The 20,484-nt window shown below is 47.3% G+C and carries 18 protein-coding genes; 13 read left to right on the forward strand and 5 right to left on the reverse strand.

From position 1 onward, the window contains the following. Positions 1-126: 126 nt before the first annotated feature. From SPIGRAPES_RS10830 to SPIGRAPES_RS10855, 6 genes are all read left to right on the forward strand, one after another. Entirely contained in the window at positions 127-1,758 is a 1,632-nt protein-coding gene (locus tag SPIGRAPES_RS10830) for a sugar ABC transporter ATP-binding protein (protein ID WP_014270791.1), read from the forward strand. Further along, positions 1,755-2,816, forward strand: coding sequence for an ABC transporter permease (locus tag SPIGRAPES_RS10835; protein WP_014270792.1), 1,062 nt, complete (start codon positions 1,755-1,757; stop codon positions 2,814-2,816). Before SPIGRAPES_RS10830 ends, SPIGRAPES_RS10835 begins: the two co-directional genes overlap by 4 nt. Beyond that, positions 2,813-3,925 carry an ABC transporter permease gene (locus SPIGRAPES_RS10840; RefSeq protein WP_014270793.1) on the forward strand — a complete coding sequence of 371 codons (1,113 nt, stop codon included), beginning with the start codon at positions 2,813-2,815 and terminating at the stop codon, positions 3,923-3,925. The genes SPIGRAPES_RS10835 and SPIGRAPES_RS10840 overlap by 4 nt, the downstream gene beginning before the upstream one ends. Beyond that, positions 3,925-4,407, forward strand: coding sequence for a DUF6672 family protein (locus SPIGRAPES_RS10845; RefSeq protein ID WP_014270794.1), 483 nt, complete (start codon positions 3,925-3,927; stop codon positions 4,405-4,407). The genes SPIGRAPES_RS10840 and SPIGRAPES_RS10845 overlap by 1 nt, the downstream gene beginning before the upstream one ends. Positions 4,408-4,593: 186 nt before the next feature. Then, positions 4,594-6,360, forward strand: a complete 1,767-nt coding sequence (locus SPIGRAPES_RS10850; RefSeq protein WP_014270795.1) for a hypothetical protein — start codon at positions 4,594-4,596, stop codon at positions 6,358-6,360. Positions 6,361-6,463: 103 nt separating this feature from the next. Continuing rightward, positions 6,464-8,179: a capsule assembly Wzi family protein gene (locus tag SPIGRAPES_RS10855; protein ID WP_014270796.1), complete on the forward strand. Its 1,716-nt coding sequence runs from the start codon at positions 6,464-6,466 to the stop codon at positions 8,177-8,179. 13 nt (positions 8,180-8,192) lie between these two features. Here SPIGRAPES_RS10855 and SPIGRAPES_RS10860 read toward each other — a convergent pair whose 3' ends face one another. From SPIGRAPES_RS10860 to SPIGRAPES_RS10880, 5 genes are all read right to left on the reverse strand, one after another. Further along, positions 8,193-9,200: a lactonase family protein gene (locus SPIGRAPES_RS10860; RefSeq protein ID WP_014270797.1), complete on the reverse strand. Its 1,008-nt coding sequence runs from the start codon at positions 9,198-9,200 to the stop codon at positions 8,193-8,195. Positions 9,201-9,280: 80 nt separating this feature from the next. Beyond that, positions 9,281-9,622 (reverse strand): DsrE family protein, encoded by a 342-nt coding sequence (locus SPIGRAPES_RS10865; RefSeq protein WP_014270798.1) that lies wholly within the window; start codon positions 9,620-9,622, stop codon positions 9,281-9,283. Positions 9,623-9,807: 185 nt separating this feature from the next. Then, entirely contained in the window at positions 9,808-11,064 is a 1,257-nt protein-coding gene (gene purD / locus SPIGRAPES_RS10870) for a phosphoribosylamine--glycine ligase (RefSeq protein ID WP_014270799.1), read from the reverse strand. Positions 11,065-11,122: 58 nt separating this feature from the next. After that, a complete protein-coding gene (gene dusB, locus SPIGRAPES_RS10875; protein ID WP_014270800.1) occupies positions 11,123-12,124 on the reverse strand; it encodes a tRNA dihydrouridine synthase DusB in 1,002 nt (333 codons plus the stop codon). Then, positions 12,121-12,903 (reverse strand): TatD family hydrolase, encoded by a 783-nt coding sequence (locus SPIGRAPES_RS10880; protein WP_014270801.1) that lies wholly within the window; start codon positions 12,901-12,903, stop codon positions 12,121-12,123. The genes dusB and SPIGRAPES_RS10880 overlap by 4 nt, the downstream gene beginning before the upstream one ends. Positions 12,904-13,100: 197 nt before the next feature. Between SPIGRAPES_RS10880 and SPIGRAPES_RS17460 the strand changes: the two genes are divergently transcribed. The 7 genes from SPIGRAPES_RS17460 (at position 13,101) to rpmE (ending at position 20,385) form a co-directional block, all read left to right on the forward strand. Continuing rightward, on the forward strand, positions 13,101-14,225 hold the full coding sequence (locus tag SPIGRAPES_RS17460; protein WP_014270802.1) for a PSP1 domain-containing protein: 1,125 nt from the start codon (positions 13,101-13,103) through the stop codon (positions 14,223-14,225). A gap of 125 nt (positions 14,226-14,350) precedes the next feature. Then, the gene (gene rpsT, locus SPIGRAPES_RS10890) at positions 14,351-14,635 is read left to right on the forward strand and encodes a 30S ribosomal protein S20 (protein ID WP_014270803.1); all 285 of its coding nucleotides are present in this window, start codon (positions 14,351-14,353) and stop codon (positions 14,633-14,635) included. 83 nt (positions 14,636-14,718) lie between these two features. Next, entirely contained in the window at positions 14,719-15,039 is a 321-nt protein-coding gene (locus SPIGRAPES_RS10895; RefSeq protein WP_014270804.1) for an HU family DNA-binding protein, read from the forward strand. Positions 15,040-15,068: 29 nt separating this feature from the next. Further along, positions 15,069-16,727 carry an apolipoprotein N-acyltransferase gene (lnt, locus tag SPIGRAPES_RS10900; RefSeq protein WP_014270805.1) on the forward strand — a complete coding sequence of 553 codons (1,659 nt, stop codon included), beginning with the start codon at positions 15,069-15,071 and terminating at the stop codon, positions 16,725-16,727. A 2-nt stretch (positions 16,728-16,729) separates the two neighbouring features. Then, positions 16,730-17,995 carry a nicotinamide-nucleotide amidohydrolase family protein gene (locus tag SPIGRAPES_RS10905; protein WP_014270806.1) on the forward strand — a complete coding sequence of 422 codons (1,266 nt, stop codon included), beginning with the start codon at positions 16,730-16,732 and terminating at the stop codon, positions 17,993-17,995. Between the two features lie 159 nt (positions 17,996-18,154). Next, a complete protein-coding gene (rho, locus tag SPIGRAPES_RS10910) occupies positions 18,155-20,110 on the forward strand; it encodes a transcription termination factor Rho (protein ID WP_014270807.1) in 1,956 nt (651 codons plus the stop codon). Positions 20,111-20,181: 71 nt separating this feature from the next. Continuing rightward, positions 20,182-20,385, forward strand: a complete 204-nt coding sequence (rpmE, locus tag SPIGRAPES_RS10915) for a 50S ribosomal protein L31 (RefSeq protein ID WP_014270808.1) — start codon at positions 20,182-20,184, stop codon at positions 20,383-20,385. Positions 20,386-20,484: the final 99 nt, after the last annotated feature.

The raw sequence follows: 20,484 nt of genomic DNA on the forward strand, positions 1-20,484 counted from the left end.
CCCCCTTGTAATGACCCTATACCTGGTATGGTATACTTTTTTTGTATGTATTGAGAAATTGGCTTGGTTGGGACCGTTTCGTTCAGGGACGAAAGGCTCACAGCCAAGAATGAAAGGAATTGTAAAATGAATGAAAAAGAAATTCCGTTGCTAGAGATGCGACATATCAGCAAGGACTTTTTCGGAAACCAGGTATTGAGTGATATCAACTTCACCCTCAAGAAGGGTGAAATCCTGGGGCTTGTTGGGGAAAATGGTGCCGGAAAGTCGACCTTGATGAAAATTCTCTTTGGAATGGATGAAATCCATCAGACCGGAGGGTTTGGTGGTGATGTTTTACTTTCTGGTGAGAAAGTTGTTTTTAAGACGCCTATTGATGCATTGGCAGCTGGTATTGGGATGGTTCACCAAGAGTTTTCCCTTTTGCCCGACTTCACTGCCACTGAAAATATTTTATTGAACAGGGAACCCCTCAAATATAATGTATTCTCGGAATTGTTTGGTGAACGGATGAACACGCTGGACCGGGAAAAAATGGAGGGAATCTCCAAAAAGGCTATCAGTCGACTTGGTGTTACCCTCGACTCTGAGATGCTTGTATCTCAGATGCCTGTCGGCCATAAGCAATTCACAGAGATCGCCCGGGAACTCAGTAAGGAATCCTCAGGCCATACCGGTGAAATTAAGCTGCTTGTCCTTGATGAACCTACCGCAGTTCTCTCCGAGCAGGAGGCCGATAGCCTTCTGAAGGCTATGCGGTTGCTTTCCGAAGCGGGAATTGCAATTATCTTTATAAGCCATCGACTACAGGAAATCATTGATGTGTGTGATACCATCATGGTTATGCGTGATGGCAAGATAATTAAGACTGAGCCTTCGAAAGGGGTTGTAATTTCTGATATCGCCAGATGGATGGTGGGACGTGAAGTCAATACCGCCGCAGGCCAGCACCGTATCTTTGCATATGAGGGAAAAGATAAGATTCTTTCCATACAGAACCTCTGGGTTGATATGCCGGGAGAGGTCGTGAGAGATGTTTCCCTGGACATTTACAAGGGAGAGATTATCGGGATAGGGGGAATGGCAGGCCAAGGCAAACTGGGTATTCCCAATGGAACCATGGGTCTCTTTCATTCCGGGGGAAAAGTGGTTTTCGAAGGAACGGAAATTCCCTTGAACGCCCCACGGAGCTTCCTGGATGCAGGAATGGCTTTCGTAAGTGAAGATCGCCGGGGTGTAGGCTTGTTGCTTGATGAGACACTTGAGTGGAACGTTTCGTTTACTGCTATGCAAGTCCAGGAGAAATTCCTGAAAAAGTATCTTGGCTTTGTAAAATGGCGAAGCCAACAGGAGATACAGGATGCTACCGAAGGGTATGTCCGACAGCTGGAGATACGTTGTACCAGTACAAAACAGAAAGCCAAGGAACTGTCTGGTGGAAACCAGCAGAAAATCTGTCTTGCAAAAGCCTTTGCCGTTGCTCCTAAACTGTTATTTGTCTCTGAACCGACAAGGGGCATAGACATCGGGGCGAAATCCTTGGTGCTGAAAGCCCTGAGGAAATACAATGAAGAACAGGGTACGACGATTGTCATGATTTCTTCCGAGCTGGAAGAACTGAGGACAATCTGTGACCGCATAGCCATTATCTCCGATGGGAAGGTAAACGGAATCCTTCCTGCTACTACGGACAGTGCCGAATTCGGCCTCTTGATGGTCGGGCAGAAAAGTGAAAAAATCACCGGAGGTACTGTATGAGTAAAGAATCAATGTTTTCCTCTGTTAAATCAGCAGTAAAATCATTTGGATTACCTCGAATCATAATTGGGCTGTTTCTCTTGTTGCTCTTTATCCTAGCCCCCTTTGTAGGGGTAAAAATCAGCACAAGTCTTTCTGATACCCTCAATAGATTTGGTATGAACTGTGTCATGGTTTTGGCTATGGTTCCCATGATCCATAGTGGCTGCGGTTTGAATTTCGGTCTACCTCTGGGGATTATCGCCGGCCTTTTGGGTGGTACGATCTCAATGCAGTTAGGCTATACTGGATTCACCTCCTTTCTTATGGCAATGGTATTTGCAACGCCATTTGCCCTTATCCTGGGAGAGGCTTATGGAAGGCTTCTCAACCGTGTAAAGGGTGGGGAGATGATGATTGCAACCTATGTAGGTTTCTCTTCGGTTGCCTTCATGTGTATCATGTGGCTCTTGCTTCCCTATAGCAACCCTACCATGGTCTGGGGCTTCAGCGGGTCTGGGTTGAGAACGACAATTTCTACCGAAGGGTATTACCTGCATGTTCTCAATGATTTCCTTGCAATCAAGATTAACGATCACCTGTCGATTCCCACGGGTATGATTTTATTCTTTGCTATCCTTGCTTTCCTTATGTGGGCTTTTTTACATACGAAGACAGGAACTGCAATGACTGCCGTAGGGTCGAACCCTGTTTTTGCCAGGGCAAGCGGTATCAATGTCGATAAGGTGCGCTCTTTGAGTGTCGTTATGTCTACATGGCTCGGTGCCATGGGTATCTTGGTGTACCAGCAGAGTTTTGGTTTTATTCAGCTTTATATGGGACCTTTCTACATGGCCTTACCGGCGGTTTCTGCCATCCTTATAGGTGGTGCTTCGGTAAATAAGGCTTCTATTACCAATGTCATTGTCGGTACATTCCTGTTCCAGGGAATTCTCACAATGACCCCCTCGGTCATGAACTCCATGATTCACACTGATATGTCTGAGGTTATCAGAATTGTCGTTTCCAACGGCATGATCCTGTACGCCTTGACGAGAAAAACGGAGGCTATCCGATGAAGCTCCAGAGAACAAACACCCAGAAACTGGTGAGGTTTTTGGGAAATAATACCGTTCCTGTCTTGTTTTTGATAATATGTGCATTTGGAATTCCACTCAGCGGATATTCCCCGAATTATCTGATCAGTGAAATTGTCGTGCGAATAGCGCGTAACTCCTTTTTGATCGTAAGCCTGTTGATTCCTATCCTTGCAGGTATGGGATTGAATTTCGGTATGACCCTTGGGGCCATGGCTGGCCAGATCGGCCTGATTTTTATCAGTGACTGGGGTGTCGTGGGTATCCCAGGCATACTTCTGGCAATGATCATCTCGACACCGATTTCCATTCTGCTCGGACTTTGGTGTGGTAAAATCCTCAACATGGCGAAAGGCCGGGAAATGGTTACCAGTTATATCATCGGCTTCTTTATGAATGGTATCTATCAGCTGATAGTCCTATACGGGATGGGGAAGGTAATCCCTATCCGTTCGGCAGCCCTTATCCTTCCGCGTGGCTATGGTATCCGTAATACGGTAAACCTGATAGGCATACGAAAGACGCTTGACAACCTGGTGACTGTAAAGATTTTCGGTATTCCCATTCCCTTGGCCACTATCGTTATCATTACGCTTCTTTGTCTCTTTGTCCTCTGGTTCAAAAAGACCAAACTGGGTCAGGATATGAGGGCCGTCGGTCAGGATATGGAAGTGGCACGTGCCGCAGGTATCAGGGTCGAACATACCCGCATTGTTTCCATTGTGATGTCAACGGTATTTGCCGGGTACGGAATGATCATTTACCTGCAGAATATCGGGACGCTCAATACTTATAATAGCCATTCCCAGATTGGTATGTTCAGTGTTGCCGCCCTATTGGTCGGTGGAGCTTCTGTAAGCAAAGCAAATATCCGAAATGTGTTTTTAGGTGTCATCCTTTTCCATCTGATGTTTATTGTTTCCCCTATGGCAGGAAAGAATCTGATCGGTCAAGCCCAGCTTGGGGAATACTTCAGGGTCTTTGTCTCGTACGGCGTCATTACTGTGTCGTTGGTCCTGTATGAGGTAAGGAAGAAACGGGACCTGGGTATTGCAGGCCAGGTGCTTGCAGCTGAACAGGGGGAAGACTAATGAAAGTGAAATTTGACAGACGGTTTCTCATCCGGACCGTTGCCGTGGTGCTTGTTCTTCTGTTTGGTGTGCTCATGTATTTTGTGGGCAGACAACACACCATCCTTCTCGATAACAAGACAGTTACCGTTGGTGGACAGGAACTCATGGCCCTGCAGATTGTAGAGGTCCAGGTTGATAACCTGGAAGAACTGGAGCTTGCTGCCAGAGACAGGGATAAGGCAGTCGTAACAAGACAGAGCCATAGGATTACCATAACCTATACCGATTCCGACTGGAATGAAATTTCGTTCACCAGGAAGTTCAAGGTACCGGTAGGTGAAGATATGAGCATTATCTCGATTCCGACGCTTGTAGCCAATCCTGATGCTCCCCAGAGCCTCTGGTTGACGCGGTATGAGTTGCCGACGATTGCCGTAGCGCCAGCTCCGGAGGAAATTGAAATTGTCACTGATGACCTTTCGGCCTTGGTGTCACTGTAAAATAAAAGAGCATATAAGCCTGGAAAGCACCTGAAAGGGTGCTTTCTCTATTGTCTGGCAAAAAAAATATGCCGTGAAAGTAAAAAAAATATCGTTAAAAGCCAAACAAGGTTATAGTGTAGAGGGTCATATATTTGTGAAATAGGAATAGATTTTGTACTATATGTACGTTTTTGGAGGTCTTTGATGAAGATTAGGCGGTTTCTTTTTAGTGTCTTGATTACAGTGTTAGTCAGCTCTGTTGTGTTTGCAGCCCCTTATGCCAACAAACAGAAAATATTCAGTCTGGATAGCGATGTCTATGAGGCTATTGCCTCTTTGTACGTAATCCAGGGTTTGTCCCTTCCTTCAACGACGGGGCCCTATAGTGAAGCAGAGTTGCTCATGATGCTGGAGAAGGTAGATACCGGTAGATTGAACGGTGCAACAAAAGCAACGTATGACTACATTGCCAGCCAGTTGGATGTACAGCCAAAGATGCAGACAAAGGGGATGGGATTATCCTGGAACTTTGACGCTAATCTGGAAACCTACACCCATACAAACACCACTGAGTTTACCGGTAGGGAAAACTGGAACAGGGGGTATATCAGTCAGAAACCCCTGCTGTCCGTTGGCCTTGAGACCTGGCCTTCCGAATCCTTCTATGGCTATTCCGAATTATCAATCGGCAATACCTATACACTGGAAAACGCCTTTGGTTCGATTCCTTTCAGCACCAATCTGATAATCCTCTCCCCTGCCACTCTCATGGATCTCGATTTCAATATTCCCTACCGGGCCTTTGTTGCCATGGGCGGGGATGGGTGGACTTTCCAACTTGGCCGTGATCGCATGAGCTGGGGCGCTGGCGAATCGGGGAACCTCATGATGGGTGACAACCTCAAATACCACAACATGGCCCGTTATACGGCCTTTGGCGAAAAGTATAAGTATACGTTCGTAACGTCCTTCTTCCCGCACCCGAGTTCCTATCTGGGAGGTGGAGATGGAGCTGTGGTAGGAGACGGGCAAGAGGATATTCTCAGTGGCCTGAATATGTTCATGGCACACCGCCTGGAGTGGCGCATGTTCTCTGACAAGGTAGGCCTTGCCCTTACCGAGAGCATCATGTACCAGAGCGAGGAAAACCTGCTTGACCTTCGGGTGCTCAATCCTGCCATGATCTTCCATGACAATTATATCCGCAGCAATTCCAATTCCCTGCTGGGTCTGGAACTGGATTACACCCCTGTCAAGGGTGTGAACCTCTATGGCCAGGCTGTGGTCGACGAGTTCTCTCTTCCCGGAGAACCAGTTCCCAGTGCCACTGAAGTTAATTACCCGGTCACCTTCGGCTACCTTGCCGGGGTGAAGGCCGTTGCCCCGATCGGCAATCTGATGGGACATGCCTCTCTGGAGTTTGCCTATACCGACCCGTTCCTGTATCTGCGATACCAGACTAAAAACGATGCCTCAGCAACCTCCGGTGATGCCTATAGCTTGAATTTCGTAGGCACAATCAGGGAATTTACCAATAAAGACGGTACTCGGTACAATGCAGAGTTCATCGGGTACGAGTATGGTGGCGATGCCTTGGTTTTCAACCTCAATGGCGGGGTAAAAAAATATGGCAAGTGGAACGTGGAGGCAAACGGATTTTTCATGCTGCACGGAACCTTTGACATCTATACCATGTGGAGCCGAGTCGGGGGGAGTTCTGGTGTTCCCTATGATATCTCCACCCCTACCACCGACCATCCTACGGGAAACTACAACGACCCCACCGCACAAGCTACCCGTGACAGTGTCTCCCAGACGCTGGTTGTCGGTGTCAGTGGATCGTATGAAATTACCCCTTGTTTGAAGGCTTTTGGCCAGGTCGACTACATCCATATCGGTAACTATGGCAACGTGTCAGGTACTGTTGTCAGTGATGTGCAGTTGACGCTTGGCGTTACCTATCATATCTAGAAAACGCTAAGAAGAATCGGTCCTTGACCCTGTTGGCCAGGGACCGGTTGCATTAAATGATTATTTGGCTCTTTATGTAGGCTTTCCCTGGAGGGGCTTTTTCATGAAACGAGTATTGTGTCTGGTTTTTCTTCTTTTCCTGCCCCTCTGTGGAATCTTTGCAGTCACAGCCCAAGAGGTCATCCCCTTGGGCTCTGCAGTTTATACCGATATGGACAACCTGTATCTGGTTCTTGGAATCGGGACCCCTTCCGATGCCCGTCCCTGGACGAAGGGCGAGACAAGGGCCATTCTTTCCGTTGTCGAGGGTAAAAACCTGAATGGCGTCGCCAAAAAAGTGTACGATACCCTTGCAAGTACCCTTGCCGAAGAACTGCGATGGACCTTTCCCGATGGTTTTTCCGCAGGAGTGAACCTGGACCTGTGGGGTGAACTGTATACCCATACCAATACAGACGTTTCACAGGGTTTTACCTCCCATGAGGATTGGAACTACGGCTTTGTCCAGAGAAAACCACTGGAAAGGCTGCGCCTCGATATGGCCGTGTCAGATTTTTTCTACACGTATTGCGACCTGCAGTACGGGTATGGCATCGCCCTGTATTACGATGAGCTCAAAACCTTGAGTGAAAGCGGACATTCCCAGGTAGGCTCGCTGACTACAGAATCAGGTTTGGTTATTGTCGACGGGGATTCTGTGCTATCCCAGTATACAAATGCATTCTCGACAAATTTCATCACCAAGAGCCGCGATTTTGACTTCCAATGGCCCAAGCGGGCCATCATTTCTGTCGGGGGTGACCGTTGGAACGTAACAGTCGGAAGGGATAAACTGTCCTGGGGAAATTCCCATATCGGGAACTTTATCTACGATAACCACGTCGATTTCCAGGAATTCGCTCGTTTCTCGGTCTTTTCGGAATATTTTAAATACGAAGCGGTGAATCTGTTTCTCGATACTTCCTATAGCTCTGAGAACTTTTTCCGTATGATGATGTCCCATCGGCTCGAGTTCAAGCCGTTCCATGCATTCACCCTGGCAGTAAGTGAAAATGTGATGTACAAGGATGATGTATTGGACCTTAGGTTCCTCAACCCCGCCTTCATCTACCATAATCTCAACGAGCGGGAAAAATTCAACGCAATAGCCCATCTGGAAGCCAGTTATACAATGGCACCAGGTCTGAACCTATACGGGCAGTTCAGCCTCGACCAGGCAGTCGCACCCAACGAAGATGATGATGAGTCAACAGCATGGGGAGCGCTTCTGGGCATTGAATATGCGAGGGTACTCAAAGAGGGGATCTATGCTACGGCCTTCGAAGGGGCAATGACCCTTCCGTGTCTGTACCGCCGTGACGGGATTGATTTTCTCATGGGCAGACGCTATGCAGGGCTGGATGGCGTGGAAAATTCCCACTGGTATACCCAGAAGTTCGATTATATCGGATTTCCCTATGGAGGGGATGCCTTGGTGTTCAAATGGGACAATTCCTATCGGATACCTTCCTATGGTGCAGTGGGATTAACCTTTACAGCTCTTTGGCATGGGAATATGGACATGTATACGAATGTCTCTATCGATAGCAGCTATGCCAATTATGGCTCGACCATGTTTATAGGTGATACGATAGCAACTACTGTTACGACAACAATCAACGGAGAATATGAACTCAAGGGTTTTGGTGCCCGGGTTTCTGCAAAGGTATATACCCAACTCGACTGGATCGTACGGTCGACATATACCAAGGCTAGCAAAACCTACAGCGATTTTACCCAGGACTTGCAATGCAGCTTTGGTGTTGGGCTCTCGCTGTAGGGCCTTACAACTGTCAGACGACTTTGAATTGAAGGCAGGTAGGACTGGGGCCTTCCCAGACAACCTGCCCTTGGGAAAGTGTATTGTCTGCAGAGAGGGTATACGCGACAATGCAATCGGAAAGCTGGTTTGCAATGAACAGAGTGTGCCCATCCAAGGCAAAAAACCTTGGACACTTGCCTTTGCAGTCATACCAGCTGTCGTTGTTTTCAGTATGTACGAGGATACTGTCTTCCCCTCGGGTGGAAACAATGACCCTTTCTCCCAGTACTTCCAAATGGGCAGCGGTAGCCTCCCTGTTCGCATGTTGCAATGTAGTGCAGACAAGTGCAGTTTCACCGGTGTCTGGGTTTACCTTCGATACCGAATTCGCCAGCTCATTGACGACGTACAGGAATTTTTTGTCAGAGGAAAGCCGCATAAGCCTTGGCCCTGAGCCTAGGGGGAGGCGAAGATCTTTGATAAACCTGGCTGGTTCGGTTTTGTCCGCTTCCCAGGCATATTGGTGCAGACGGTCGGTCCCCAAATCGGCAACGTAGAAGCAGGAACGCTCTTCATCGAAGAGGATGCTGTGGGGGTGTGGCCAAGCCTGTCTGTCCTTGTTTGGCCCTGGCAAACCAAAGAACTGGAGGGTCTGTACGGCAAAAGAGGGTATTCCTGCTTTCGATAGGGGAAAAATGGCAACAGTACCACTGCTGTAGTTTGTCGTGAGCAGGAACTTCTTTGAGGGATCGAGGGTAAGGAAACAGGGGTCTTCCCCACCGGAAGGGATGCTTCCTATCTCCTGCAAGGAGGGAAGGAGATAGGTTTTCACCAACCCTTCACCTTGGTGCATTGCCAAGTTCTGCTCATTGACTACATACAGCAGATTGGTATCAGAGAAACATAGATAGGAAGGCCTCACCCCTGCCTTGGCAGATGCAAGAAGCTTCCATCGGTTTTCGTCTTCGATCTGGTAGACAAAGATATTGTCTGAATCCTCATTGCCATAGCCTCCGATTGCAGCAAGCTTTTTTGCCATGGAAATGCCCCCTTTCTTCTTTGCAAGTATACTGGCAATCTGAAGCTATTGTCAGGCGCCTGTTGCTGTATCTCAGGTATCTAGATGGTGAGAAGCGGCTGTGCGTCTTTAATGAGCTTTGTAAGGGGTTCTCCCCAATAGAGTACCTCCACCCCCATTGCAAGGAGCTGGTCTGTCGTACCGAGCTTGTCGGCACAGGCCTTGCAGGCGCTGAAATGCACCCCGCTTTCGATTCCATCCTGTATCAAGCTTCTTAATTTCTCGTCTTCCACGGCAATCTTTGCAGTTGCTCCCCAGATAATAACGGTTACCTCCTCCCACCAGTTCTTTTTCTTTGCATTGATGGCATAGAGCATAACCATATTCTCTGCGGTAAGGACATTGTCATTTGTCCAGAGGATGTGCAAGTGATTTTTTCCCATGTAGGCCTCCCTGATGTAATATGTCTGCAAGGTTCTTGGTTTTCACCTATGCCCTGGGAAAATCATCCTTTTCCCAGGTCTCCAGGTTGTATGGAAAACCAAACAAAAAACGGCTACCCATTTAGGCAGCCGTCGCATATGGTAAAAAAAGGCTGCCCATGATTGAACCCACCTTTTATAAACACTCAGTTCTCAAAGAAACTATCACCGATATCGGCACGGTACCAGCTTCCAGGGAAAGAAATGAATTTTACCCCTTTGTAAGCATTCTTGTTGGCATCCATGATGTTTTTCCCGATTCCAACAACTGTGACGCATCTTCCTCCGGTTGTCAGCAATTTGCCATTCATGGCATTTACTCCACCAAAGAAATAGAACGGGGCGCCTTGGAAAGCATTGAGCATCAAGGCAGCCGGAATGGGTTCCAGTTCCTTTCCTACGACAGGTTTCTCAGGATAGCCTGCAGAGGCTACTACCAGGGCAACCGAAGACTTGGTAGACACTTCCAGCTTGAGATCAGAGAGGGTATCGTTTTTCATTGCGTTGAGAATGTCAATGATGTCAGTCCGGACCAGAGGCACGAAGGCCTGGGCAGCGGGATCGTTGAAGCGAACATGGTAATCGACGAGAATCGGACCTTTTTTTGTGATGATTACGCTGATGGTCAACACACCCTTATAGGCCATTCTTTCCACTTTCAAGCCATAGAGGGTAGGTTCTATGATGGTCTCGACAAGGGATTTGAGAACCTCCTCCTGCAAGGGAACGGGACAAATGGAACCCATACCACCGGTAGGAAGACCGCCTTCTCCGGCTTTCATGTAGTCGCTGGAGGGAGGGAGCATCAGATAGCCGTTGTTATCGAGCAGGAGTGTAATGGTGACAGGAAGTCCTCCCAGATGCTCTTTCAGCATTATTGAGCCGGTAGGGAACAGGGATTTTGCAAAATTCATGAGAGCATCATAATCTGAGGAATCAATCATTACCCTGCTTGGTGCAATGGTATTGCTTTTGACTACAAAACGTTCTCCTGTGTGTCGTTTCAGATAGGCAGCGAGGGGTTCCTCGGCCTCGAAAACATGATGGGTAGGGGTGGGGATGTTATGTCTGTCCGTGAATGTCCTTGAAAAGTTTCTATCCCCTTCAAGTTTCAAAGCCCGGCTGGGAGCTCCGAAGGTATCGATTCCCCGCTCATTGAGGTAGTCGATCACCCCGGTAAAAAGAGGTGCCTCCGTACCGATGAACACATAGTCGATAATGTTTTCCAGACAGGCCTGGTACACCTCTTGGGGCGAGGATGGATTGATTGACAGATTGGTTGCAATTGATTCTGTTCCCACGTTCCCGGGAGCAACGAACAAACCGTCGATAAGACGGCTCTGAGAGAACCACCATGCAATGGCATGGTCCTTGGCGCCCGAGCCCAATACTAGTATTCTCATTGCATTTCCTTCTAGTGAAATTTACTATGGTAAACGTACCATTTTACCGGTTGAGTGGTCAACAAGTACTATGGAGCATTTCGAGTGCACATATATAATCCTGACGGGAAACTGCTTTTACCACAGCTTGTTTTACAGGCCCTGTATGGGCGATTCCCTTTAGATAGGAACATGTATGTTTTCGCATCTGCATGCAGGCACTTTTTTCCCCGTAATGGGCAATCATCAAATCAAGGTGTGTGATGATTGCTTCAATCTTTCTGTCGAGGGTAATCGGCTCGATTTCCCGGCCACTGAGCAGCTGTTTTGTCTGGGAGAAGATGAAAGGGTTTCCGACTGCCCCGCGGGCAAACATTACCCCGTCGACACCGGTTTCCTCAAACATCCTTTTTGCATCTGTGGCAGTAAATAGGTCTCCCGACCCGATTACAGGTACTTCATAGTGGTGGGAAATACAATAATCTTTCAATTCCCGTAACTTATCCCAATGGGCAAAGGGTGCGTATCCCTGGGCTTTCGTCCTTGCATGCAAGGTAAGCATGGAGGCGCCCCCGTCGAGTGCGGCCTGTGCAAATGCCAAGAAATTCTCTGAATTGGAGTCCCAGCCAGTCCTGAATTTTACAGAGACAGGAACCTCGGTATTGCTGACGATGAGCTCTACCATCTTTGTTATCAGTTCGGGGCTTCTCATGATACTGGAGCCTGCCCCTGTTTTTGTAACCTTGGGAACGGGACACCCGCAATTGATGTCAATAAGGGTGGGTTTGTAGGGCTTTAGGCGGTCCAAGGCTTCCTTGATCGGGTCGAGGGCCCCCATGAACAATTGGACCGCATACTGTTCCTCGTTGTCTGCCCTTGCCATCAGGTCAAGGGTTTTTTCCCCGTCGCGCGAAAGGCCTTCGGCACTTACCATCTCCGTGAAAGTAAGGTCAGCCCCCTCTTTGATGCAGAGAGAGCGAAAGGGGATATCGGTAAAACCGGCCATAGGGGCAAGGAAGAGATTTCCTTTGATAGAAACCTTTCCCAAGTTTATGCTGTGATAATAGGTGTTCTCGTTCATACGTCCTTTGGAAGGGAGAAAGCCCTCAGGCTGTTAGCATAAAGGGTTTCGCAAAGCTCTTCAAGGTAGGTTTCCCTGATTTCGCTGAGCGTTATTGCAGTTTCAATGATATAAGCAGGTTTATTTCTTTCCCCTTTATAGGGATAGGGGGTCATGAAGGGGGCTTCGCTCTCGATGACAAAACGGTCGGCAGGTAATTTCTTTGCAACTTCTTGGATGGCCCGGCTATTTTTGAATGTGACATTCCCGGCAAAGGAAAAGGTCACGTTCAGGTCGAGGGCCTTGCGTGCAAAATCCCAGTTCTCCCCGAAACAATGGAGAATTCCTCCCTTGGGTGGGAGTTTTTCCTTGAGGATGGTCAAGAGGTCTTCCCCCGCATCCCTGTTATGGATGATTACCGGCAAGTCAAGGTGCCTTGCTATGTCCAGGTGTTTCAGGAATAATTCGATTTGGATGGATTTGTTTCCTCCGAACATATGGAAATAATCGAGACCGGTTTCCCCGATTGCGATGACCCTGGGCAAATTGGCAAACTCAATCACTTTTTCTTCCCAGTCTCTCCCTGGGTTTGCAACCTCGGTTGGGGAAACACCTACGGCATGGAAAACATCCGAAGCGCTTTCCAGGTTGGTATAGGTATTTTCGAAATCGGGAAGACTGTTGCAGATACTGACGATGTGTTTGACCGACTTGAGTTTTGCAAGCTGGACAGCCATTAGTTGTTCCATTTTTTGGTTATGGAGCAACCCTAGATGAGCGTGTGTATCAAACAGTTGCATACTAGCTCCTTGAGGTCGATTCCTGCATGTATGATTTATAACCTAAATATATCATGGGTATTTACAATCGTCAACAAACGTAATTCAATCAGAGATAATTACTTATATGTTATTGAATACGGTTTGACAATTTTGTTTACTCGTGATAGCGTAAGCTTAGCTCAGAATTGCTCGTCCCTTGCGGGCAAAGGATTTGCATGAAGAAAGATCGTTTAAGGGCGTGTGAAAGTGCTCCTGCTCAGAACAGGCCCTCTACCGCCTATATATATTTAGTAAAAAATCCCAGTTCCAATGAGATTTCTGTGTGCGCCTGGGACTCTGTTTTGTATCCGGGAACGTCGGTGGTTTCCCCTACGAGATATGGGTTGGACCTAGGTGTTGTCGTCGCAAGTGCTGATAAAATCGGCAGGGAATATGAAAAAGGAAACGACCAGATCCAGGGAGCTTGTCTCCATGGGGGATGTTGTTCCCCCGCAGACGATGAGGACCTTGTGGCAATAGGGGACTTGGATGAACAGGGGGAAGTGATCCTTACAGGGGATAACTCCCCTGTGTGGAGTGAAGAGCCTGATGAAGACCCCTGTAGTTCTTGCCCTGGTTGTTCTGCCCACCCTCCTGTCGATATGGTTTCCCTTAATGGGGATACTGTCTGGATAGACCGCTTGGCAACTCCTTCCGATTTGACCCGATATCAGGAATTTTCCACCAAGGAAGATGAGGCCATGAGGGTTTGCAGGGAAAAGATTAGTATGCACAAGCTTGACATGAAACTTGTGACTGCACATTTTTTGCTCGGGGAACCAAAAATAATATTTTTCTTTACCGCTGATGTCAGGGTCGACTTCCGCGAACTTGTGAAAGATTTGGTCTCGGTGTTCAGGATTCGTATTGAACTCCGCCAGATTGGAGTCCGTGATGAAAGTCGTGTGCTCGGTGGCCTTGCCGTTTGCGGGAGGGACTATTGCTGCCATAGCGTTACCGATAAATTGAATCCAGTCTCAATAAAGATGGCAAAGGAGCAGAATCTTTCTCTCAATTCCATGAAAATCTCAGGTCCCTGCGGACGGTTGCTGTGTTGCCTTTCCTATGAATTTGATTTCTATGTGGAAGAAAAACAGAAATATCCTGCAGAAGGAAGCCGGCTGAAAGTAGGTTATGACTTGATGAAAGTAACAGAGGTGAACATTCTTTCAAAAAAGATATCGCTATCAGGATCGGAAGGAAGAATGCTTTCCATCCCCTGTGAAGCGGTTTTTTTCAGTGAAGAAAACAGCCGATGGGAGATAACTGACGAGTATGCAAGTGAATTTTTGTCAAATTGAAATAAAGCATTGTATTGACCGATTTTACAGTCTGTGATATTTTGTTAGACCGTCGGCCATGACCGACGAACCTATAATTCAAGAGTGAAAATACGTATTCAAGGTAATATGTTTGGAGGTGTTACGTGATTAACAAGTCTGCTGAGAAAAGAGAGCGGCAAAATAGCGTTCGTAGAATGAGGAACCGTGCTGCAAAGAGTACTATGCGCACTGCAATCAAAAAGTTTGATGCTGCCATTGTTGCCGGTGACAAGGACGCTGCCGCTTCTGCAATGGATTTAAGCTTCAAATTGCTTGATTCCACTGCAAGCAAGGGAATCATCCATAGCAACACTGCCAGCCGCAAAAAGGCAAGGCTGCATGCCCGGTTCAATAAGCTGAACAAGGAACAGACCGCAGTTCAGGCCTAAATTAGCTTGTTGGATAGTATCTGCCGGCATTGGAATTGCCGGCATTAGCATGTATTTTGTAGAGAAGTGTTGAAGGAGAAACCATGGCAGAACCTAAGTTGACTAAAGCAGCTATAATTGAAAGTCTTCATGAAAAGCATGGGCTTAATAGGTCCGATATCCATATGATTATTGATGAGTTCTTTGAAGAAGTAAAAGAAGGACTGAAGCATGACCAAGTAATCGAATTACGTGGTTTCGGAACGTTTGAAGTAAGAACCCGTAAGGGCCGCGAGAAAGCTCGTAATCCAAAGACTGGAGCAATTGTTGCCGTGGAAACCCATGGAGTTGCAATTTTCCGTCCGGGAAAAGAGCTCAAGGATTATGTCTGGGACTTGCGTGATAACAAGCCAATCAATGACTAAGTGTTTCTTGTCCTTTAGGAGAAATTCTCTTGATTGAATTGCAAAAAAGACGGAGCCTCAGGACAGTATGTTCTGAGGTTCTTATTTTATTGGCGGCGGCCTTGGTTTTTTCATTTGCTTTCCCTGGTTTCGCCACAAAAAATGGATTCGGGTTCATTGCTTTCTTTGCTCTGATTCCCGTATTTGGCATCATAAGAAATACTACCTGGAAGTTGACCCCCCTTTACGGGTTCCTTTTCGGGTTTATTTTCTACATCTGCTTCAACTATTGGCTGAAGACCTTTCATCCGCTTGCAATCTTGATTGCACCGATAATCAAGGGCTTTGAGTTGTTGCTGGCATTCCTTTGCCTCAAAGCGGTAGATACGTTATTCAAGAAATATGGATATCTAGCCCAGGCTGTGGTTTGGGTTGCGTATACGTACCTGAGTCAGAATTGGTTTGCCGGATATCCCTATGGGACGCTCGGTTACGCAATCTATCGGTACCTCCCCTTGATACAGATAGCATCAATTGTCGGGGTGTGGGGAATTACTTTTTTAATGATTCTTCCCCAGACATTTATCGGGAACTGGCTCTGTGATTATTACCATAAGAGGGCAGTACCCTTCCGACAGTACCTGCGATTGAACCGTATTGCGGTTTTTGTCTATGGGCTGCTTGTCCTTTCCTCAATAATTTTTGGTTTCACCAGCATACATTACTGGAACAACCAGACACCTGACCGAATCTGGCGTGTTGCAACCGTACAGCACAGCGCCGATACCTGGAAAGGCGGTTATACAACCTATAAGCAGAATTTCAATACCTTAAGGAAACTGAGCCTTGAAGCCTTGCAGGAAGACCCTGATATGATAATCTGGTCTGAAACTGCCTTTGTCCCTTCAGTCTCCTGGCATGAGAAATATCCTTCAGACCCTGAAACCTCCGCTTTGGTAGAGGAGTTCGTCAACTTCGGAAAATCACTGCCGGTACCCCTGCTTACGGGTAATCCCGAAGGTGTGATCGATGATGCTACGAAACCTGCCCTTACGGATGATGGGTCCTGGAACAGGAAAGACTACAATACCGTTATTTTCTTTGAAAACGGAAAAATCAAAAATACTTACAGGAAACAGCACCTTGTACCCTTTACGGAACATTTCCCGTATGAAAAGCAATTGCCTTGGCTGTACAACTTATTGCTTGCAAACGACTATAACTGGTGGGAGACTGGGTATGACCCAGTGGTTTTCAAAACCGACCAAGGTGTCAATTTTTCAACCCCGATCTGTTTTGAGGATGTCTTTGCCGAGTTGAGTGCCAAGTTTGTACGAAACGGGGCCGATGTCATTGTCAATATGACCAATGACGGCTGGTCAAAAGCGGTGTCGGCGGAGATGCAACACTTGGCCATGGCCGTATTCAGGTCTGTTGAGAATCGTAAGACAACCGTCCGCGGAACAAACAGCGGAATGACCTGCCTGATCGACCCGAAAGGGAAAATCATAGATCCGATGGAACCCTTCAAAGTCGGCTGGCATATTTATGATGTCCCCGTCTATTTGGGTGAAACCCAGGGAATGACAATCTATACCAAGTATGATGATTGGTTTGCCTTCCTTGCAGTCTATCTGTCGTTGGTTTTGCTCCTTGGCGGTGGGGCCTATAAAGGCTACACGATTATCAAAAGCAAAAAAAAGGACTGATTATGCTCTATAAAAGTGTCTCGGTATTTGTAATCGGTACAGAACTGACCAGAGGGGTCATTGCCGATAAGCATTGTCAGGTAATAGCCTCCCAGTTAACGCAACTGGGATATAGGATTGACCGGATGGTTCTCGTTCCTGATGACGGGACTATCGATGCAGTCATCCGGGATTGCATCGATACTTGTGATGTCATTTTGCTTACCGGGGGGCTTGGCCCCACCAGTGATGACCTGACTCGGAGTATTGTTGCCTCCATTGCCGGAGTAACACTTGTAAGGGACCAGGAATGCTTTGAAACGTTATATAAACGGATTGGGGATCGAATCTGGGGTGCAAATGAGCAGCAAACTATGATTCCCCAGGGGTTTGAACCGGTTCCTAATCCGAACGGTACAGCACCTGGTTTCAAAGGTTTTATCTCCAAGGGGGACCGTTTGGTCGCCTGTTCTGCCATGCCTGGGCCTCCCCGGGAAATGGATCCGATGTTTTTCGACCAGATATTGCCTTGGCTTGCAGAATTGAGAGGCCATGATGATTTCTCCCGTGATGAATATTCAACCTTCATGATACCCGAGGCCAAGCTGGAAGAACTCTGCAAGAGTGTCGCCGGGGAGGGCATCCAATGGGGTACTCGCTTTCAGGATTTGAAAATCAGCCTGTATCTGGTCGGTAGTTCCAAAGAAGCCAGAGATGCAATGGCCGAACGGCTCCAGCGATTGGTAGGCCCGTCTCTGGTGGTGCCGGGGGAAGTCTTGCCCCTGGACCTTTTGACCGGGGTGTTGAAAAAGAACCATCTTACTGTCAGCTGTGCCGAGAGTTGCACCGGTGGCTACGCAGCAAAGCTATTGACTGATGAAGCAGGTAGTTCCTCTTGGTTCTGGGGTGGGGCAGTCACCTATGCCAACGAGGCAAAAATGGCCCTCTTGGGAGTCAAGGAGCAGACCCTTGCAACCTTTGGCGCCGTGAGCAGTGAATGCGTATTGGAAATGGCAGAGGGAATTCGTTCTGTTTCCCAAAGCGATGTTGGTTTTTCTGTCAGCGGGGTAGCCGGACCTTCAGGAGGAACCGAAGAAAAGCCGGTCGGCACAGTCTGGTTTGGTTTCTCGATGAAGGATAGGGCTAACCAGGCAGTCAAACTACAGATTTCTTCCTGGGGAAGAGATTCTGTGAGGCGAAAGGCCACTGTTATTTCCCTGATTCTCACCAGTCTGTATATCAACGGAGATGACTTGCTTGACACGGTTCGAAAGTGGCAATATATTTAACATACTAACTAACAGCGGGAATTGAATTAGTTTTTATTCGTTTGCCATTCCCGCACATTCTTAACAATATGTTTATGATTAGGAACAGGAATTGCTACCGTACCTTGGCGATGCTTTTTGGTATCGGTGAAGGCATACCTTTCCGCTGGAGTTTATCCTATGTCTTCCGAAGAAATAATGAATGAGCAAAATGACGTAATGCCGGGTTCTGAACAGAATTCTGAAAAGAAATCGGTACGACGTATTACACGAAAGAAAGGTGGGCTCGTGGTCAAAGCCTCCGAATCGACTCCAGCAGTGGAAGAAAAGGTAGCTTCTCCCGAACCTGCCTCCCCTGTTTCCGAACAGAAAAAACGTAGGGGCCGTCCAAAGAAAGCTTCTGTAGCCAAAACAGAAGAGCCTAGAGAAGAACGGATAGAAAAAAGCGAAGAGAAGAAACAAGAAAAAAAACATGATAGAAATGTACAGATTGAGCAACCCCAGCTTGATTTTGTTGCAACGGAGAGTACACAGCAAAACTCACCTGCTTCTCCTGCTTCACCGACTCCAACTACTCGTTCAGCGCAACCTTCTTCTGAGAGCGACAGGGATTACCAACAGACTCCTAGCCAGAACACAGGCAGTCAAAACCAACAAAGCAATCCAAACCAATATAGAAAGAATACTGCACAATATAGCACCCGAAATGGTAGCAGGCCCCAGCAGAATCGACAGCATCCCCGGGGAAATTACCAGAAAAACCAACCGTATCAGCAAAATCGCGGGATGCGGCAAAACCAACAGGATGATTCACTCAATGATTTGAACATTGAAGACCATCCGGAAGCACCCATCCTCAATGTGAATGATTACGCCTCGCTTCCGATTGAGGATTTGCGAGAAGTAGGAATTGAGAGAGGGATGAATCCTGAAACCATTCTGGACCTTCGAAAACAGGAGATTCTTGCTGAGATCCTGAGGATTCACAGTGCAAAGGGTGGTGTTATCGTTGGGATGGGCACCCTTGAAATCCTTCCTGACGGGTTTGGCTTTCTTCGGTCCTCGAATAACAGTTATCTGTCCGGTCTTGAAGATATCTATGTTTCCCCTGCCCAGGTCAAATCCCTCAGTCTCAAAACAGGGGATGTTGTATATGGCCAAGTCAGGACTCCCCGTGACAGCGAGCGCTTTTTTGCGATACTGAGAATCCTGAAAGTAAATGACGATGAGCCGGTAGTTGCAAAAATGCGGGCTCCTTTCGATAGCCTTACCCCATTGTTCCCTGACGAACGGCTTCGCCTGGAGACCACAGAGGAAGACATGTCCACCAGGATTATCGATATGTTCTGCCCAATCGGAAAAGGACAGAGATCTTTGATTGTTGCTCCTCCCCGCACCGGTAAAACAGTCCTTATGCAGAAAATTGCAAACTCCATCAGCACCAACTACCCAGAGGTTGTCCTCATGGTCCTGCTCGTTGATGAGCGACCTGAGGAAGTTACCGATATGCGTCGCCATGTCAAAGGCGAGGTTATTGCCTCTACCTTCGATGAACAGGCTTCACGGCATGTCCAGGTGGCAGAAATGGTGATCGAAAAGGCAAAGCGCTTGGTTGAGCACAAAAAAGATGTAGTGATACTGCTTGATTCAATTACCCGTTTGGCCCGTGCGTATAACCAAACGGTTCCCGCAAGCGGTAAAATCCTCAGCGGTGGTGTTGACTCAAATGCCTTGCACAAGCCAAAAAGGTTTTTTGGTGCTGCAAGAAATATCGAGTTTGGAGGAAGCCTAACCATTATTGCTACCGGTTTGATCGAGACCGGGTCGAGAATGGATGAGGTCATCTTTGAAGAGTTCAAAGGCACCGGTAACAATGAGATTATCCTTGACCGCCGTTTAGCTGACAAACGACAGTTCCCGGCAATAAACATCAAGAAAAGTGGGACGAGACGTGAGGATCTGTTGCTTCCTGCTGATGAAGCTGCCAGGATTTGGCTTTGCAGAAATGCTGTCAATGACATGGATGATCAGGAGATGACTCCTTTCCTCATTGACAAAATTCGGAAGACAAAGGATAATGAGGCGTTCTTACGTTCGATAAATACAGGTATTCCTACGAATTCTGCAGGTTATTAGGACGGAGACGGCAAACGAAACTTGTCTGCTGTATTTCCAGCAGAAACTACATATTCCTGGAGGGAATCATTATGAAAAAGGGAATTCATCCCCGTTATGAAATTGCCGAGGTCCGTTGCTCTTGCGGTAATGTGATTAAAACCAAGACGACATCAAAGAATCTTGAAGTCGAAATTTGTTCTGCCTGCCATCCGTTCTTTACCGGAACCCAGAAAATGGTTGACACCGCCGGACGTATCGAACGCTTTAAGAGAAGATACAGTCTGGAAAAATAAATCACGGAATAAACAAAAAACCACCAGTAATGGTGGTTTTTTGTTGTATAATGGACTTGCTTGCAAGTGTTTGTTGCTACTGTGTCAATAAGTATTTAC

The sequence above is a fragment of the Sphaerochaeta pleomorpha str. Grapes genome (genome assembly GCF_000236685.1).
In the GTDB taxonomy this organism is placed as follows: Bacteria; Spirochaetota; Spirochaetia; order Sphaerochaetales; family Sphaerochaetaceae; genus Sphaerochaeta; species Sphaerochaeta pleomorpha.